Genomic DNA, 14,766 nt, shown 5'->3' on the forward strand with positions numbered 1-14,766 from the left:
CTCCTCGTCCGTCAGGCCGAGCCACCGCAGGTACGCGTCGACGCTCCCCCACCGACGCTCGACGTGAGCGATCACCGTCGTCATGATCTCCGGCACACAGCGCTGCGCCCGCGCCGTCGCTGCCGGGTCGTCGCTGGCAGCACGCTCCGCCGCGAACCGGTCGAACAGACCGGCGGCACTCGCGGCGTAGTCCCTCCCGATGCGCTCGTCGTCCGCACCCCAGTGCCGGGCGAGCAGCGCGCTGATGATGCCCGTCCGGTCCTTGCCCGCCGAGCAGCACACGAGCACGTCGCCGTCGGTCGTGGCGACCACTCGCAGGGCGTCAGCGATGCCCGCCCGGTGGCGTTCGAGCCAGTCGACGTACTGGTCCTCGAGTTCGACGGCGTCGTCGGCGGACTCGACCGGCGACGACGGATCGAACAGCGGCACCGCCCGGTACCCGGCCGAGGCGCCCAGCGGGTGCGACACACGCTCGACCTCGTCGTCCCGCCGCAGGTCCACGACGGTGACGCCGGGCGGGTAGGCCGTCGCGGGGACGTCGGGCTCGGTGTTGCTCCGGAACACGGTGCGGGAGCGGCTGGACTGGAAGCCGGGCCCCCCGACCTCTCGGAGGTTGGTGAGCGTCGACGTCGTCGTCATGCTCCCACCCTCCCACGACGAAGGCCCCCGCACTGCTGCGGGGGCCTTCGTCGTGCGGTGGAACCGGGTCAGCGCACGCCGACCGGGGTCTCGTCGCGGTCCTCGTAGAGGACGTAGCCCTCTTCGCCGTGGACCGCGGTGTCGATGCCGGCGACCTCGTCCTCGGTCTTGACGCGGAAGCCCATCGTCTTCTCGATGATCCAGCCGATGATGAAGGCCAGGACGAACGAGTACGCACCGACGGCGCCGGCAGCAGCGGCCTGCTTGCCGAGCTGGACGAACGAGCCCGAGTAGATCAGGCCGGTGTCGTTGGCGAAGAAGCCGAGGAACAGCGTGCCGAAGATGCCGCCGACCAGGTGGACACCCACGACGTCCAGCGAGTCGTCGAAGCCGAGGCGGTACTTCCAGTCGATCGCGAAGCAGCAGACGATGCCGGCCAGGAACCCGAGCAGGATGCCCCAGCCCGGCGTGAGCGCGGCGCAGGCGGGCGTGATGGCAACGAGACCGGTGACGGCACCCGACGCCGCTCCGACCGACGTGGCCTTGCCGTCCTTGAGCTTCTCGACGAGCAGCCAGCCGAGGATGGCGGCGGCCGGAGCTGCGAGCGTGTTGACCCAGGCGATCGCGGCGATGCCGTCAGCGGCGCCCTCGGACCCGGCGTTGAACCCGAACCAGCCGAACCACAGGATGGCTGCGCCGAGCAGGACGAAGGGCGGGTTGTGCGGCTTGTGCGCGCCCTTGGCGAAGCCGACGCGCTTGCCGAGCACCAGCGCGAGCGCCAGCCCGGCGGCACCGGCGTTGATGTGCACCGCGGTGCCACCGGCGAAGTCGATGACGCCCCAGGTCGCAGCCCAGCCCGAGGTGAGGTTGAACACCCACGACGCGACGGGGAAGTAGACGACCGTGACCCAGACGCCGGCGAACACCATCCAGGCGCCGAACTTGGCACGGTCGGCGATCGCGCCGGAGATCAGCGCGACCGTGATGATCGCGAACGTCGCCTGGAAGCCGACGAACGCCATCGACGGGTACGCGGCGTTGATCTTCGAGGCCTTGGCCTCCTCGAACGCCTGGCCGAGGCCGATCTGGTTCCAGTCGATGCTGAAGAACCCGACCGCACCCGACACGGCGGTGCCGGTGCCGTGGTTCGCGAACGCGATCGCGTAGCCGAAGACGACCCAGAGGACGCTCACCAGGGCGATCGCCCCGAAGGACATCATCATCATGCTGATGACGGACTTGGCCTTCACCAGACCGCCGTAGAAGAACGCCAGGCCCGGTGTCATGAACAACACCAGCGCCGCCATCACCAACACGAACGTCGTGTTGCCCTGATCAAGCATGTCTCACCTCTCGGTTGCACAGGCGGTTCGTGGACCGCCTCGGGTGTGACGAGTCTGGCGAGGTGAGGTTTCACGACGGAGCACGCCGTGTTTCGCGGGTGTAACGCGACGGCCCGCCGTGTGAACAGTGTGTTACCGCGCGGTCCGGACCGGCCGTGCGCGGCCGGCAGGGACGGTCAGGAGGCCCGGCTCAGCGCCACGACGCGGCTCGCGGCACGCAGGTACTTCTTCCGGTACCCGCCCTCGAGCATCACGTCCGGGTACACCTGGTCGAGCGGCGACCCCGAGGCGACGATGCGCACCTGTCCGTCGTACAGACGATCGACGAGCGCCACCCAGCGCAGCGCGTCGGTCTGGTCGGTGAACGGCTGCACGTCGGTCAGCCCGACCGCGTCGAGGCCCTCGACCAGCGCGACGTACTTCGACGGGTGCACCGACGCCAGGTGCGCGACCACGGCGCGGAAGTCGTCGAGCGTGACCTGCCCGTCGGGCAGCGACCCCGGCACGTCGTCGACGACCCGGGCGGACTCGTCCACCGCGCGCCGACGGTAGTCGAGCCCGTCGATCCGCATCGTGTCGAAGCGGTCGGACATCGCCTGGATCTCGCGCAGGAAGTCCTGCGCGGCGAAGCGTCCCTCACCCAGTGCCCCGGGCGGTGTGTTCGACGTGGCGGCGAAGCGCGTCCCGGTCTCGCTGAGCTCCTTGATGAGCCGCGTCATGACCATCGTGTCGCCGGGGTCGTCCAGCTCGAACTCGTCGATGCAGACGAGTGCCGTCCCACGCAGCAGGTCCACCGTGCCCTGGAAGCCGAGGGCCCCGACGAGCGCGGTGTACTCGATGAAGGTACCGAACGTCTTGCGCCCGGTCGCCGCGTGGTACGCCGCGGCGAGCAGGTGGGTCTTGCCGACACCGAACCCGCCGTCCAGGTACACCCCGGAGGTCGTGGGCGTGTCCGATGTCGCCGCAGACCGGCGGCGCCCGAACAGCCCGCGCTTCGCCAGCTCGGGACGGGTCGTGACGAACGCGGCCACCGCGTCGCGGACCTCCGCCTGCGAGGGGTAGTCCTCGTCGGGTCGGTACGAGTCGAACGACGCCGTGGCGAACTGCGGCGGCGGCACGAGTGCGGCGGCCATCTGCGCCGGGGTCACCTGCGGGTCGCGGTCGACGAGGTGCTGGGGCAAAGCGGGGCCTTCCGGGAAGGGAGTCGTGCGAGGTCACGTTGGACCGGGGTGACAGTACCTCCGCGTACCGTTGCTCCCGACGCCGACCACTGATCCTAGTCCGGCGCCACGACCCACAGAGAGGCACACGATGACCGCACCGGTCGACCCGTCCGATACCTTCCGCGACTTCGCGCACCCCGAGCGACTCGTCTCGACCGCGTGGTTGCAGGAACAGCTCGACGCCGGCGCCGTGGGGACGGCCGACCTCGTCGTCGTCGAGTCCGACGAGGACGTCCTGCTGTACGAGACCGGGCACGTCCCCGGCGCGGTCAAGATCGACTGGCACACCGACCTCAACGACCCGGTGCAGCGCGACTACATCGACGGAGCGGCCTTCGCGCAGCTGGTCGCCGGCAAGGGCATCGGCCGCGACACGACCGTCGTCATCTACGGCGACAAGAACAACTGGTGGGCGGCGTACGCGCTCTGGGTGTTCACGCTGTTCGGACACCAGGACGTCCGGCTGCTCGACGGTGGCCGGGCGAAGTGGATCGCCGAGGACCGGCCCGTCACGACCGACCGCCCGGACGTCACCCCGGCCGACTACCCCGTGGTCGAGCGGCACGACGAGCCCGTCCGCGCGTTCAAGGAGGACGTCCTCGCCCACCTCGGCAAGCCCCTCATCGACGTCCGCAGCGCCCCGGAGTACAGCGGCGACCGCACCACCGCCCCCGACTACCCGGAAGAGGGCGCGCTGCGTGGCGGGCACATCCCGTCCGCCGTGAACATCCCCTGGGCCACCGCGGCCGCCCCGGACGGCACCTTCAAGTCGCGCAGCGAGCTCGACGCGGTCTACCGCGACGGGGCCGGCATCGGCGACGCCGACGAGGTCATCGCCTACTGCCGGATCGGTGAGCGGTCGAGCCACACCTGGTTCGTCCTGCAGCACCTGCTCGGCTACGAGAACGTGCGCAACTACGACGGCTCGTGGACCGAGTGGGGCAGCGCCGTGCGTGTCCCGATCGTGCAGGGCACCGAGCCGGGGAGCATCCCGACCCGATGACCACCGAGCTCCCCGACACACTGGCCGAGATCCGCGACGACTTCCTCGAGCTCTCGCAGCAGGACCGGCTGCAACTGCTCCTCGAGTTCTCGAACGAGCTCCCCGCCCTGCCCGAACGGCTGCAGGGGCACGAGGACGAGCTCGAGCGGGTCGAGGAGTGCCAGTCCCCCGTCTTCATCACGGTGACCGTCGGACAGGACGGCGACGCCCCCGACGTCGTGCGGATGCACGCCACCGCCCCGCGCGAAGCGCCGACGACGCGCGGCTTCGCCTCGATCCTGGCGCAGGGCCTGTCCGGCCTGACCGTCGAGCAGGTCCTCGCGGTGCCGTCGGACTACCCGCTCACGATCGGGCTGTCCGAGGCGGTCAGCCCCCTGCGCATCCGCGGCATGGTCGGCATGCTCGGCCGGGTGCAGCGGCAGGTCCGCGCGCTGGTCGCGGTGCAGTAGACAGCACCATCGACGAACGGCAGGCCGCGGACACGTCGTGTCCACGGCCTCCCGTTCGTGTCGGCACGACTACCGGGCCGCGCGCTGGTCGCGCGGCTGGACCACCTCGGTCAGCCATGCCAGGATCCGGGTGTCGAACCAGTCGGCGTCGTGGTTCCAGAGCTTGGTGTGCCGCGCGACGTGCGCGACCTCGAGTCGCACCAGGTCCGGCCGGGCCTCGGCCAGCGCGTACGAGGCGGACGACGGAACGAAGCCGTCGTCGTCGCTGTGCAGCAACAGGATCGGCACCGTGAGCTCGTTCGCTCGGGCGACCATGTCGAGCTCGCGCAGGTCGACGGGCTGCTGCAGCCCGGCCAACCGGTGCAGCACGGGCGTGCGCAGGACCCGCTGCGCGACCTTGCGCACCACGCGCGGCAGCCGCAGCGCACGACTCTGCGACTTCAGGACCGCGTGCCAGTCGACCACCGCCGACTCGAGCACCACGCCGTCGACCAGGTGCGCGAGCGGTGAGCGGACGAGCGTCTGCAGGACCACCGCGCCGCCCATCGACCAGCCCATGAGCACGACGCTCGTCGCGCCCTGGCCCTCGACCCAGCGCAGGGCCGCGTCCACGTCCTCCCACTCGGTGGAACCCAGGCCGTAGCGGCCGTCGACGCTCTTCGGGGCGACGCCGTCGTTCCGCCAGGAGGCCAGCAGCACCGAGTACCCGGCTGCGCGGAACACCGGCACGGCACGGATGGTCTCGGCGCGCGTGACGCCGCGGCCGTGCACCAGGACGGCCCACGGCGCCGCCGGGTCGTCGGCGCGGACGACCCAGGCCGGCGCGGGGCCGTTCGGTGTCGGGACGTCGATGTCCTCGACCGGCACGTCGAGCTCACCGGGCGTCAGGTAGAACCAGCCGCCCCAGCGTCCGCGGCGTGCCGTGGTGGGGTCGCCGGCGTCGACGGCGATGATCCGGCGGGTGACGGTCGCCGTCGTAGACTCGAGGACGTCGCCGACGCGCATGTGCCCGGTGCCACCGCCGAACCACAGGCTGTAGCGGCCCTGCAGCTCGGTGTCGGGCGTGCGCTCGAGCGTCACCGTCCCCTGCTGCAGGTCGACGGCCATGATCGGCACGCGTTCGGCGCGTTTGCGGTCCGGGGTGACGACCATGCGGGCGATCGCGGCGACGAAGCCGCCCACGACGGCGGTGCCGACGACGGCAGCGGCCAGACCGGCGCCCAGGGCGACCAGGCCGGCGGAGCGTGCGGTGTCCTGCACCACGTCCTCGGCGGGTCGCGCGGAACGGGACATGCTGCGGAGCCTAGTCTGCATCCGTGTCCGAAACCCCTGAGCCCGACGCGTTCGCGCAGCTCCGCGCCTACGTCGCGGCGGGCGGGACCCGCGCCGAGACGACGGTCACCGAGATCCCCTCGCCGTCTCGCCTGGCGCCGTTCTCGATCGCCCTCGCGGCGGACGTGTCCGGCGTCGAGCACGGCGTCGACTCCGACCTCGGCACCGGGCGGTTCATCGCGCTGTACGACCCGTCCGAGCCCGAGGGCTGGGCGGGCGCGTTCCGCATCGTGACCTTCGCGCAGGCACCCCTCGAACCGGAGATCGGTGTCGACGAGTTCGTCGCCGACGTGACGTGGAGCTGGCTCGTGGACGCGCTCGCCGCGAACGGCGCCGAGTACGACCGGGCCTCGGGCACCGCAACCAAGATCATCTCCCGCGGCTACGGCGAGCTCGCGGCGCAGGGCGACGGCGCACAGCTCGAGCTCCGGGCGTCGTGGACGCCGCGCGGCACCGACCTCGTCGCGCACGTCGAGGCATGGGAGGAGATCGTCACCATGCTCGCCGGGCTGCCGCCGTCGTCGGACGGCGTGACGCTGCTCGGCCCCAGGAGGCTCGCCCGTGACTGACCCGAACAACCCCTTCGCGGTGCCGCCGGCGGCAGCGGAGGCCGCCGCCGCGGCCGCGGCCGCGGCTGCGCGACGGACGGCCGCTGGTGCCGCGGCGTCGGCGGAGAACCCGGCCGCGGCCGCGGCAGCGGCACCCGTGCCCGTGCCCGTGCCCGTGCCCGTGCCCACCGAGGCTGTTGCGCCGGCTGCGGTGCCGTCGTTCGAGGCGGGGCACGATGCCGTCAAGGTCATCGAGGACCGGTCCGACTACCTGGCTGCCGTGGCCGCGATCGCCGCGGGGCACGGCCCGGTCGCCGTCGATGCCGAGCGCGCCAGCGGCTACCGGTACTCGCAGCGCGCCTACCTCATCCAGGTCTTCCGCCGCGGTGCCGGCGCCTTCCTCCTCGACCCCATCGCGATCGGGTCCTTCCAGGAGCTGCAGGACGCGATCGTCGACGAGGAGTGGCTGTTCCACGCCGCGTCCCAGGACCTGCCGTGCCTCCGCGAGGTCGGACTGGTCCCGACCCGCATCTTCGACACCGAGCTCGGCGCGCGCATCGCCGGCTTCCCACGGGTGGGCCTCGGTGCCGTCGTCGAGCAGCTGCTCGGCATCACCCTCGCCAAGGCGCACTCCGCCGCCGACTGGTCGACCCGACCGCTCCCCCAGTCCTGGCTCGTCTACGCCGCGCTCGACGTCGAGCTCCTGCCCGACCTGCGGGACGCCCTGGCGGCGGTGCTCGACGAGGCGGGCAAGTCCGAGATCGCCGCGCAGGAGTTCGACGCCGTGCTCCACCGCGCGCCGAAGCCCCCGCGCGCCGAGCCGTGGCGCCGACTGTCCGGGATGCACGCGCTGCGCGGGACCCGGGCGCTGGCGATCGCCCGCGCGCTCTGGACGGCCCGGGACGCGTTCGCCCAGGAGACCGACATCGCGCCCGGGCGGATCATCCCGGACGCCGCCATCGTCGCCGCGGCCGCCGCCGCCCCCGAGACCCGGAAGGACCTGGCCGCGGTCAAGGCCTTCACCGGGCGCGCGAGTCGTTCCGAGCTCGACCGCTGGTGGGCCGCCGTCGAGGAGGGCCGCACGACCGACGACCTGCCGAAGCTCCGCGGCAAGGGTGAGCCGACGCTGCCGCCGCCCCGGGCGTGGGCGGACCGCAACCCGGCCGCCGACCGCCGGTACAAGGCCGCCCGGGCAGCCGTGACGGCGGTGTCCGAGGACCTGGACATCCCGCTCGAGAACCTGCTCACCCCGGACACGCTCCGGTCGATCGCGTGGGAGCCGCCGGCGTCCGTCGACGCAGCCTCGGTCGGAGCGGCGCTCGTCGCGCTCGACGCCCGTCCCTGGCAGGTCGAGTCGACGGCCGGCGTGATCGCCGATGCGTTCGCCGCGGCCACGCGCGGGACCGCTCCCACCGCCGAGGACGACCGTTCCCCCGTTGTGGCAGAAGGACAGGACGACGCGGCCGAGGGTCCGGCGACGTCGTAGGAACCGACCAACCGAGGTGCATGCCCTCAGCCCGGGGGCATAGCGTCGGGACCGTCGTCGGGGTACGCCCCGACCAGGGTCGGAGCGCACCTGTCGCCCCGGCTCGATCGATGTGGATCTGTGGAGGCCAGCTTTGCCAAAGGCATCAGACGTCGTCTTCGTCGACGGCGTGCGGACACCGTTCGGACGCGCCGGGGAGAAGGGGGTGTTCTGGCGGACCCGCGCCGACGACCTCGCCGTGCACGCGATGCGTGGCCTGCTCGACCGGAACAGCCCGCTCGACGGCGCTGCCGTCGACGACGTCGCGGTGGCGGCCACCACGCAGCAGGGCGACCAGGGTCTGACCCTCGGCCGCACCGTCGGCATGCTCGCGGGCCTGCCGAAGTCGGTGCCCGGCTACGCCATCGACCGCATGTGTGCCGGTGCCATGACCAGCGTCACGACGCTGGCGGGTGCCATCGCCTTCGGTGCCGCAGACATCGCCATCGCCGGCGGGGTCGAGCACATGGGGCGCCACCCGATGGGCTTCAACGCCGACCCGAACCCGCGCTTCGTCGCGGAGCGCATGGTCGCTCCCGACGCGCTCGTGATGGGCAACACCGCCGAGCGCCTGCACGACCGCTTCCCCGCCATCACGAAGGACCGCACGGACGCCTTCGCCGTGCAGTCCCAGCAGCGCTACGCCGCCGCCTGGGGCGCCGGCAAGCTGCAGCCGGACGTCGTCCCGGTCGAGGTCAACACCGGAGCGGGCTGGGACATCGTGTCGGCCGACGAGCCGCCGCGCCCCGGCACCACCCTGGAGGCCCTGGCCGCGTTGAAGACGCCGTTCCGGCCCCACGGACGGGTCACCGCCGGCAACGCAGCGGGCCTCAACGACGGCGCGACGATGAGCCTGCTCGCGTCGGAGGACGGCGCGAAGCAGCACGGCCTGCCGACGAAGATGCGCATGGTCTCGTTCGCCTTCGCCGGCGTCGAGCCCGAGGTGATGGGCGTGGGCCCGGTCCCCGCCACCGACAAGGCGCTGTCCAAGGCCGGCCTGTCGATCGACGACATCGGCCTGTTCGAGATCAACGAGGCGTTCGCCGTGCAGGTGCTCGCCTTCCTCGACAACTACGGCATCGCGCAGGACTCCCCGAACGTCAACGCGTGGGGCGGCGCGATCGCCGTCGGGCACCCGCTGGCGTCCAGCGGTGTCCGCCTGATGAACCAGCTCGCGGCGCAGTTCGCCGAGCGTCCCGACGTCAAGTACGGCATCACCACCATGTGCATCGGTCTGGGGCAGGGCGGCACCGTCATCTGGGAGAACCCGTCGTTCAGCAAGTCCGCGGCACGGAAGGCGGCCTGACCATGACCCTCGTCGACAACGACCAGCTGCTCGCACTCTCCGAGGACGAGGTCGTCACCCACTCCTACGTCAAGCACGTCGCGCTGCCCTCCGGCGGCACCCTCGCGCTCATCACACTCGACAACGGCAAGGACTTCAAACGCCCCTCGACCCTCGGCCCGCGCACGCTCATCGAGCTCTCCGGGGTGCTCGACACCCTGCAGACCGAAGCGGTGAACGGCACCGTCCAGGCCGTCGCGGTCACCGGCAAGGAGTACTGCTTCGCCGCCGGCGCCGACCTGTCCCAGGCCGCGTCCGTGCCCTCGCGTGAGGTCGCCCACGACCTGGCAGCGCTCGGCCACGCCACGCTCCGCAAGTTCAGCGACCTGGGCGTCCCGTCCTTCGCGTTCATCAACGGCATCGCACTCGGCGGCGGGCTCGAGGTCGGGCTGCACTGCACCTACCGCGTCTTCTCGTCAGCCGCGCAAGGCATCGGTCTGCCCGAGGTGTTCCTCGGCATCATCCCCGGCTGGGGCGGGGCCACCCTGCTCCCCCGCCTGATCGGCCCCGAGAAGGCGCTCCGCGTCATCGTCGAGAACCCGCTCAAGAACAACCGCCTGATGGACGGGCGCGCAGCGGTCGACCTGGGCATCGGCGACGCGCTCATCCCGTCGGTGACGTTCCTTCCGTCTGCGGTCGCCTGGGCCGACGGCGTCGTGTCCGGCCGGACGAAGGTCGTCCGGAAGAACGAGCCCGGCATGCTCGAGAAGGCCGCATGGGGCACGGTCGTCAAGGTCGCCCGCTCGCAGGTCGCCTCGAAGATCGGCACCGTCCCGAAGTCGCCGTTCCGCGCGCTCGACCTGGTGGCAGCCGCCAAGTCGGGGTCGCTCGACGAGCGGTTCGCCGGTGAGGACGACGCCCTGGCCGACCTGCTCTCGGGTGACCAGTTCGCCGCCTCGATGTACGCGTTCGACCTGGTGCAGAAGCGGGCCAAGCGTCCGGTCGGTGCCCCGGAGGGCGTCGACGCGAAGAAGATCACGAAGGTCGGCGTGCTCGGTGCCGGGCTGATGGCGTCGCAGTTCGCGCTGCTGTTCGCCCGACGACTCGGTGTCCCCGTGGTCATCACCGACGTCGACCAGTCCCGCGTCGATGCCGGTGTCGCGCGCATCCACGGCGAGGTCGCGAAGCTGCTCGAGAAGGGCCGCGTGTCCCCGGACGACGCGAACCGCATCACGGCATTGGTCAGCGGTTCGGTGTCGTACGACGCCTTCTCCGACGCGGACTGGGTGATCGAGGCGGTCTTCGAGGAGATGGGCGTCAAGCAGGACGTCCTCCGGAAGATCGAGCAGGTCATCGCGCCTGACGCGATCCTCGCCACGAACACATCGTCGCTGTCCGTCGACGAGATGGCGTCCGTGCTGACGAACCCGGAGCGCCTGGTCGGGTTCCACTTCTTCAACCCCGTGGCCGTGATGCCGCTGGTCGAGGTCGTGCGCGCCGAGGAGACCTCGGACGAGGCCGTCGCGACCGCGTTGGCCGTCGCGAAGACCCTCAAGAAGACGGCGATCGTCACGGCCGACCAGCCGGGCTTCGTCGTCAACCGGGTCCTCGCCCGGGTGCTCGGCGAGGCGATGCGCGGGGTCGAGCAGGGCACCCCGTTCGACGTCGTCGCCGCCGGCGCGCAGCCGCTCGGTCTGCCGATGTCGCCCTTCGAGCTGCTCGAACTCGTCGGGCTCCCGGTCGGCGCGCACGTGCTCGACTCCCACCACGCGGCCTGGCCCGAGCGCTTCTACCCGGGCGACGGACTCAAGCGCATCGCCGAGCACGGCACGATCCTGACCCGCGACAAGAAGGGCACGGTCACCGGCTACGACCCGGCGGCCGTCAAGCTCGTCGCACCGGCGAAGCAGGACGCGTCACCGGTCGACGCTGCGACCATGCAGCAGCGCTTCGAGGACGCCCTGGCCGACGAGGTGCACCGCATGCTCGAGGACCAGGTCGTCCAGCACGTCGAGGAGATCGACCTCGGGCTCATCCTCGGCGCCGGGTACCCGTTCCAGGCCGGTGGCATCAGCCCCTACCTCGACCGCAGTGGAGCGTCCGAGCGTGTCTTCGGCGGCACGTTCCACGACCCGGCGATCGTCGGCCCCGCCTCGCGCTAGCCGCCCGGCGGGCCACCGCATCGCGCAACGGACACAGCACCACGGAGTCCCGTGGTGCTGTGTCCGTTCGACGGTGCAGTGCGGCGGCGGCTCTGTCCGGGCGTCGCTTCGAGCCATGCATGACTGGTGGGCGCCGAAGACGGCCGGTGGGCCGTCCGTCGTGCTCCCACTCCCGCTCCCCGAGGTCCCGGCCGTACTCCGACGCGCGATCGACGCCGTCCCGGGAGCTGCCGCGATGGAGATCCGGGCGGACGGCGCGGTGATCGGCCGACGGACGTCCTTCGCCGTCCGCGCCGAGAACATCGTCATGGCGTTCGAGCGCATCGACGCGACGTCGAGCCGCGTGCGCATCATCCGCGAGGGCCGCGACGGCCTCGACTACGGCAGGGTGCTCGTCGTGAGCCCGATGGCGCGGGCGATCCTCCGCGAGGCACGCGCTGCCGCCACTACGCCGCCGCCGTCCTGACGCACCCCACGGCCCCGCGCTGCCGCTGCCGCTGCCGCTGCCGCCCGAACGGGCACCGGTGCGGACTGGCATCGCACAACCGAAACCGCCTCGCACCACGAACGTCCGTGGTGCGAGGCGGTTCCGGTTGTGCGGCGCCGAACCGCGCTAGCGATCGGTGGACGACGAGGACGAGGACGCCGACGACGCGGACGCCGACGCGGCGGACTCGCGCGACCGCGCGGGCTTGGCCTGCGGCAGCTTCGTCCCGACCACCTGGTCGAACACGTCGCGCGCGATCGCCTCGGCGGTCAGGCCGACGTCGCTGAGGATCTGCGAGCGGGTGGCGTGGTCGATGAAGGCGTCCGGCAGCCCGAGTTCGTTCACCCCGGTGTCGACCCCCGCCGCGCGCAGGTCCTGCCGCAGCCGGGTGCCGACCCCGCCGACGCGGACGCCGTCCTCGATGGTGATGACGAGGCGGTGGGTGCGGGACAGCTCGATGAGCGACATCGGGATCGGCACGACCCATCTCGGGTCGACCACGGTGACGCCGATGCCCTGCGCCTCGAGCAGCGCCGCGGCGTCGAGGGCGACCGGCACCATCGAACCGACGGCCACGAAGAGCACGTCCTCGGCGTCGGACTCGGCGCGGTGCAGCACGTCGACACCGTCGGCCAGCCGCGTGAGCGCCGGGATGTCCGGCCCGACCTGGCCCTTCGACCAGCGGAGCACCGTGGGAGCATCGTCGATCGCGACGGCTTCGCGGAACTCCTCGCGCAGCGTCGGGGCGTCGCGCGGGGCCGCGATGCGGATGCCCGGGACGACCTGCAACAGCGCCAGGTCCCACATGCCGTGGTGCGAGGGGCCGTCCGGTCCGGTGACACCCGCTCGGTCGAGCACGAAGGTCACGCCCGCACGGTGCAGGGCGACGTCCATGAGCACCTGGTCGAACGCCCGGTTGAGGAACGTGGCGTAGAGGGCGACGACCGGGTGCAGGCCACCGAACGCCAGCCCGGCAGCGGAGGTGACCGCGTGCTGCTCGGCGATCCCGACGTCGATGACGCGGTCGGGGTGCCGCTGCTGGAACAGGTGCAGCCCGGTCGGTCGGAGCATGGCCGCCGTGATCGCGACGATGCGCGGGTCCTCGTCGCCCAGGTCGGCCAGCGAGGACGCGAACACCGAGGTCCACGACGGACCCGACGCGGTCTCGAGGGACTCGCCCGTCTCGGGGTCGATGTGCCCGACGGCGTGGAACTGGTCGGCCTGGTCGCGGAGCGCCGGCTCGAAGCCGTGGCCCTTCTCGGTGATCGCGTGCACGATCACCGGGGCGCCGTACTCCTTGGCCTGGCGCAGCGCGGCTTCCATCGCCTGTTGGTCGTGCCCGTTGACCGGCCCGATGTACTTGACGTCGAGGTTCGAGTACAGCGCTTCGTTGTTCGTGAACCGCGACAGGAACCCGTGCAGGCCGCCGCGCAGGCCCCGGTACACCGCACGCCCGGGTGCGCCGAAGCGGTCGGCCGCGTCGCGGGTCTTCTCGTACAGGGCGCGGTACTCGCGCCGGGTGCGGACGGAGTTGAGGTACCGCGCCATGCCGCCGATCGTCGGGGCGTACGAGCGGCCGTTGTCGTTGACGACGATGACGAGCCGGCGACCGTTGTCGTCGGAGATGTTGTTGAGCGCTTCCCAGGTCATGCCGCCGGTCAGCGCGCCGTCGCCGACGACGGCGACGACCGTGCGGTCCGACTGCCCGGTCTGCGCGAACGCCCGCGAGATGCCGTCCGCCCAGGACAGCGACGACGACGCGTGCGAGGACTCGACGATGTCGTGCTCGGACTCGCTGCGCTGCGGGTACCCGGCGATGCCACCCCGCTCACGCAGGTGCGAGAAGTCCTGTCGCCCCGTGACGAGCTTGTGAACGTACGACTGGTGTCCGGTGTCGAACACGAACGGGTCCTGCGGCGAGTCGAACACGCGGTGCATGGCCAGGGTCAGCTCGACGACGCCGAGGTTCGGGCCGAGGTGTCCGCCGGTCTTGGCGACCTCGGCCACCAGGAAGCGCCGGATCTCGGCGGCGAGTTCGGTCATCTGCGCGTCGCTGAGACGCTTCAGGTCGCGCGGGCACGTGATGCTGGCGAGCAGGCTCACGGGCGCTCCTTTCGTCGTGCTGTCGGCCCACTCTATGCGCCTCCCCCGACAGCAGACGGGAGGCCCGTGGCGGGTCCGCCACGGGCCTCCTGTCCGGTCCGGAAAGCGTCAGACCAGCGAACGGAGCACGTACTGCAGGATGCCGCCGTTGCGGTAGTAGTCGGCTTCACCGGGGGTGTCGATGCGGACGACCGCGTCGAACTCGATGGTCTGCTTGCCCTCGGGCGAGTGCGCACTCGGCTCGGCGGTGACGTGCACCGTCTTCGGCGTCGTGCCCTCGTTGAGCGCGGTCAGACCCGAGATCGAGACGACCTCGGTGCCGTCGAGCCCGAGGGACGCGATCGACTCGCCCGCCGGGAACTGCAGCGGGACGACGCCCATCCCGATCAGGTTCGAGCGGTGGATGCGCTCGAAGCTCTCGGTGATGACGGCCTTCACGCCCAGCAGGTTCGTGCCCTTGGCCGCCCAGTCGCGCGACGATCCCGAGCCGTACTCCTTGCCACCGAAGACGACGAGCGGGATGCCCTGCGCCTGGTAGTGCTCGGACGCGTCGTAGATGAACGACTGCTCGCCGTCGGGCGTGGTGAAGTCGCGGGTGTAGCCGCCCTCGACCCCGTCCAGCAGCTCGTTGCGCAGACGGATGTTGGCGAACGTCCCGCGGATCATG

General features: G+C 71.7%; 12 protein-coding genes and 1 pseudogene. 7 read left to right on the forward strand and 6 right to left on the reverse strand.

The annotated features are described in order from the left end of the window. The 3 genes from ASG04_RS12885 to zapE all read right to left on the reverse strand — a co-directional run. Positions 1–639: tyrosine-protein phosphatase (locus ASG04_RS12885; protein ID WP_082518109.1), on the reverse strand; the 639-nt coding region annotated here is incomplete at its 3' end. A gap of 68 nt (positions 640–707) precedes the next feature. Continuing rightward, positions 708–1,982 (reverse strand): ammonium transporter, encoded by a 1,275-nt coding sequence (locus ASG04_RS12890; RefSeq protein WP_056125000.1) that lies wholly within the window; start codon positions 1,980–1,982, stop codon positions 708–710. A 176-nt stretch (positions 1,983–2,158) separates the two neighbouring features. Beyond that, entirely contained in the window at positions 2,159–3,115 is a 957-nt protein-coding gene (gene zapE, locus ASG04_RS12895) for a cell division protein ZapE (RefSeq protein ID WP_082518201.1), read from the reverse strand. Between the two features lie 178 nt (positions 3,116–3,293). On the opposite strand from zapE, the gene ASG04_RS12900 reads away from it, so the two are divergent. Continuing rightward, positions 3,294–4,208, forward strand: coding sequence for a sulfurtransferase (locus tag ASG04_RS12900; RefSeq protein WP_056125005.1), 915 nt, complete (start codon positions 3,294–3,296; stop codon positions 4,206–4,208). Beyond that, positions 4,205–4,657, forward strand: a complete 453-nt coding sequence (locus tag ASG04_RS12905; RefSeq protein WP_056125008.1) for a SufE family protein — start codon at positions 4,205–4,207, stop codon at positions 4,655–4,657. Before ASG04_RS12900 ends, ASG04_RS12905 begins: the two co-directional genes overlap by 4 nt. 69 nt (positions 4,658–4,726) lie before the next feature. Here the strand turns inward: ASG04_RS12905 and ASG04_RS12910 are convergent, their stop codons facing one another. Continuing rightward, positions 4,727–5,950, reverse strand: a complete 1,224-nt coding sequence (locus ASG04_RS12910; protein WP_056125012.1) for an alpha/beta hydrolase family protein — start codon at positions 5,948–5,950, stop codon at positions 4,727–4,729. Positions 5,951–5,973: 23 nt separating this feature from the next. On the opposite strand from ASG04_RS12910, the gene ASG04_RS12915 reads away from it, so the two are divergent. The 5 genes from ASG04_RS12915 (at position 5,974) to ASG04_RS12935 (ending at position 11,975) form a co-directional block, all read left to right on the forward strand. Continuing rightward, positions 5,974–6,558 (forward strand): DUF3000 domain-containing protein, encoded by a 585-nt coding sequence (locus tag ASG04_RS12915; RefSeq protein WP_056125015.1) that lies wholly within the window; start codon positions 5,974–5,976, stop codon positions 6,556–6,558. A 190-nt stretch (positions 6,559–6,748) separates the two neighbouring features. After that, on the forward strand, positions 6,749–8,023 hold the full coding sequence (locus ASG04_RS12920) for an HRDC domain-containing protein (RefSeq protein ID WP_414835833.1): 1,275 nt from the start codon (positions 6,749–6,751) through the stop codon (positions 8,021–8,023). Between the two features lie 133 nt (positions 8,024–8,156). Beyond that, a complete protein-coding gene (locus ASG04_RS12925) occupies positions 8,157–9,368 on the forward strand; it encodes a thiolase family protein (protein WP_056125019.1) in 1,212 nt (403 codons plus the stop codon). Between the two features lie 2 nt (positions 9,369–9,370). Next, on the forward strand, positions 9,371–11,509 hold the full coding sequence (locus ASG04_RS12930) for a 3-hydroxyacyl-CoA dehydrogenase NAD-binding domain-containing protein (RefSeq protein WP_056125022.1): 2,139 nt from the start codon (positions 9,371–9,373) through the stop codon (positions 11,507–11,509). A gap of 115 nt (positions 11,510–11,624) precedes the next feature. Continuing rightward, positions 11,625–11,975, forward strand: coding sequence for a hypothetical protein (locus tag ASG04_RS12935; protein ID WP_056125025.1), 351 nt, complete (start codon positions 11,625–11,627; stop codon positions 11,973–11,975). Between the two features lie 147 nt (positions 11,976–12,122). Here ASG04_RS12935 and dxs read toward each other — a convergent pair whose 3' ends face one another. Together dxs and acnA are read right to left on the reverse strand one after the other, a co-directional pair. Next, positions 12,123–14,099 (reverse strand): 1-deoxy-D-xylulose-5-phosphate synthase, encoded by a 1,977-nt coding sequence (gene dxs / locus ASG04_RS12940; RefSeq protein ID WP_056125028.1) that lies wholly within the window; start codon positions 14,097–14,099, stop codon positions 12,123–12,125. Between the two features lie 108 nt (positions 14,100–14,207). Continuing rightward, positions 14,208–14,766 (reverse strand): annotated as a pseudogene (acnA, locus tag ASG04_RS17925) (aconitate hydratase); the annotation flags it as partial.

It is taken from the genome of Curtobacterium sp. Leaf183, from assembly GCF_001424385.1.
In the GTDB taxonomy this organism is placed as follows: Bacteria; Actinomycetota; Actinomycetes; order Actinomycetales; family Microbacteriaceae; genus Curtobacterium.